Annotated in this window: 3 protein-coding genes and 1 pseudogene; 2 read left to right on the top strand and 2 right to left on the bottom strand. The window is 63.6% G+C overall.

Annotated elements, in window-relative coordinates; translation table 11 throughout:
* Both ACILRN_RS16440 and ACILRN_RS16435 read right to left on the bottom strand, forming a co-directional pair.
* The coding region (locus tag ACILRN_RS16440; RefSeq protein WP_395690041.1) for a GMC family oxidoreductase N-terminal domain-containing protein at positions 1-917 on the bottom strand (917 nt) is incomplete at its 3' end.
* Positions 914-1780: a MurR/RpiR family transcriptional regulator gene (locus tag ACILRN_RS16435; protein WP_395690040.1), complete on the bottom strand. Its 867-nt coding sequence runs from the start codon at positions 1778-1780 to the stop codon at positions 914-916. The genes ACILRN_RS16440 and ACILRN_RS16435, both read right to left, overlap by 4 nt.
* Positions 1781-1885: 105 nt before the next feature.
* Between ACILRN_RS16435 and ACILRN_RS16430 the strand changes: the two genes are divergently transcribed.
* Together ACILRN_RS16430 and ACILRN_RS16425 are read left to right on the top strand one after the other, a co-directional pair.
* Positions 1886-2635 (top strand): N-formylglutamate amidohydrolase, encoded by a 750-nt coding sequence (locus tag ACILRN_RS16430; protein WP_395690039.1) that lies wholly within the window; start codon positions 1886-1888, stop codon positions 2633-2635.
* A 22-nt stretch (positions 2636-2657) separates the two neighbouring features.
* Positions 2658-2963: pseudogene (locus ACILRN_RS16425) on the top strand (glutamine synthetase); the annotation flags it as partial.

Raw genomic sequence — 2963 nt, 5'->3', positions numbered from 1 at the left:
GGCTCCCGGCAGCGGACCTGGAAATAGATTTCGAGGTGATCCTGCAGATTCTCGCCGACGCCCGGCAGGGCGTGGATGACGGGAATGCCGGCCGTTTTCAGCACATCGGGCGCACCGATGCCGGACATCTGCAGAAGCTTTGGAGAGTTGATGGTCGAGGCCGCGATGATCACTTCCCGCCGCGCCCTGACCTGGCGGAGCACGCCACCGGCCTCATATTCGACCCCGACGGCGCGCTTGCCATCCATCAGCACGCGATGCGCGAGTGCATGGGTGATCAGCCGAACATTGCCCCGTTTGAGCGCGGGCTTCAGATAGGCATTGGCCGCCGACCAGCGCACGCCCTTGTGCACGGTCATTTCCATGGCGCCGAAGCCTTCCTGCTGGCGGCCGTTGTAATCCTCGGTCATGGGGTAGCCGGCCTGCTGGCCTGCGGTGATGAAGGCCTGGTACAAAGGATTGCGGCGCAATCCGCGCTTCACATGCAGCGGGCCGGCCTCGCCGCGCCAGCCGTCCTCGCCACCATGGCTCGTCTCCTGCCGCTTGAAATAGGGCAATACGTGCCGGAAGCCCCAGCCCTTGGCGCCCATCTCCTCCCAGTGGTCGAAGTCGCGTGCATGGCCACGCACATAGACCATGCCATTGATCGAGGAGGATCCGCCCACCACTTTGCCGCGGGGCGTCGCCAGGCGGCGGCCGCCCAGACCCGGCTCGGGCTCCGACTCGAAGCCCCAGTTATAGAGGCCCATGTTCATGGGGTAGGACAGGGCGGAGGGCATCTGGATGAGCGGACCCCGGTCACTCCCGCCAAACTCGAGAACACAGACCGTCGTCCTTTGATCCTCCGACAGCCGGTTGGCCATTGCACAGCCGGCAGACCCTGCGCCGACGATGACAAAATCGAAAATGGCACTCATCGGCCACGCCGCCCGGCGTCAGCCAGGGTCTCGAGTGCGGCGATCCGGTCTGCCGCCTCCCGCCAGCAGGCATTGACGGTGGCGGCCACGAGCGCTTCGGCCATGAACAGCGGCACGATGTTCGAGTCCCAGCTCGAGGGCGCTTCGATGCGTAAGGGAAGTGACTGCACGGCTAGCCTCGCGATTGGTGAAATCCACTGATCGGTAATGAGCACGACTTTTGCCCCCCGTTCTGTGGCGGAAGCGGCAAGATCGAACAGGCCTGCGTCATAGCGGCGGATGTCAAACAGCAGGACGAGGTCATTGCGCCCGATATCCAACAGATATTGTGGCCAGAGCGATTGTGTCGCTGGAACCAGGCTCACCCCGGGTCTGGCCATCTGCAGATGGGTCACCAGATAGGCGGCAAGCGCCCCGGTGATCCGGCCGCCTGCCACATGTATGCGGCGCCTCTGATCTCCGATCAGTGCCACCACGGCATCAAAGCTACGGTGATCCATCAGCCGTAGCGAGCCCGAAAGGTTCTCCATCGCGGCGGAGGCAAACCGGTTGAGGATGTGGGTGTCAGGCGCTTCGGCCGCCCAGCGCTCGTGCTTGGCAATCGGGTTCTGCAGGCGGGCGGAGAGTTCGGCCCGCAAGGCCTCCTGCAGGGCGGGAAAGCCTGCAAAGCCAAGCTTCTTCGCAAGCCGCAGCACCGAAGGGGTGGACACCTGGGCGGCGCGGGCAAAGTCCGTGATGCTGCCGAGCCCTGCCACCGGATAGTTGGCGAACAGGGCGGCCATCAGCTTGCCTTCGGCAGCAGTAAGCTTGCCAGACATCAGGCGCAGTTTCTCGGCAACGGTGGTTGCCTGTTTGGGCGGCATCGCAGATCTCCTCGCGACCGTTGCTCACTGTAACGAAATTGACAGGCATCACACAATCTGAAATTATCGCTTCAGATTCCGTGAAGCGTGCCGGAGATGCCTTGCATGGGAGCGTTGCTCCAGGACGACGAGGAACACCCGTTCCTTGCCATAAACGAAGAGGGGCGCTCGCCCTTCGTGCTGATCTGCGAACATGCCTCCTGCCGACTGCCGCGCGCACTTGGCACGCTGGGTTTGCCGGCTGCCGAGCTTGAACGCCACATCGCCTGGGACATCGGTGCGGAAAAGGTTGCGCGGCTCTTGTCTCGTCTGATTGACGCGCCGCTGGCGCTGCAGCGCTACTCACGGCTTGCCTATGATTGCAATCGGCCGCCGGAGTCCGCCGATGCCATGCCGGAGATGAGCGAGCTCACCGCCATTCCCGGCAACAGGCGGCTGCCCGAAGACCAGCGGCTTGCCCGCATCCGGGACATCTACCGGCCGTTCCATGATGGCGTCTCGCGCCTGCTGGACAGGCGCGCCGCGGCGGGCATGCGCTCGCTGGTCGTCTCCATTCACAGTTTCACGCCCGTCTACAAGGGCAAGGCCCGCAGCGTTGAGCTGGGCATCCTGCATGACCGCGATACCGCGCTGTCTGCGAAGCTCATCAAGAGCTTTCCGAATGTCGATGCCAGGCTCAATGAGCCCTACGGCCCGAAGGACGGGGTCTTGCACACGCTCAACCTGCATGGCTTCGCGCGCGGGCTTGAACATGCCATGATCGAGATCCGCAATGATCTGGTGGCAGATGGGCGCGGCCAGGACGAGTGGGCGCAGCGATTGTCGGTGCCGCTGATCCAGGCTGCTGCAAAATGAAACTGATAGGGGAGAAGCGACCATGAGTGAGGGCATGCTGACGCTGGAACAGCTGAAGGCAGAGGTGAAGGCGGGCACCATCGACACGGTGGTCGCCGCCATGGTGGACCTGCAAGGCCGTCTGGTGGGCAAGCGCTTCCATGCCAAGTTCTTTGCCGATGGCGGCTATGAGGAAACCCACGGCTGCAACTATCTGCTCGGCGTCGACATCGAGATGGAGCCGGTGCCTGGCTACAAGGCCACCAGCTGGGAGAAGGGCTATGGCGACTTCGTGCTCAAGCCTGATCTCTCAACCTTGCGCCGCACACCCTGGCTTCCCGGCACGGCG

The organism is Aestuariivirga sp., assembly GCF_044238155.1.
In the GTDB taxonomy this organism is placed as follows: Bacteria; Pseudomonadota; Alphaproteobacteria; order Rhizobiales; family Aestuariivirgaceae; genus Aestuariivirga.
Note: the sequence above shows the minus strand (reverse complement) of the source record. Positions and strands in the feature narration are given on the sequence as shown.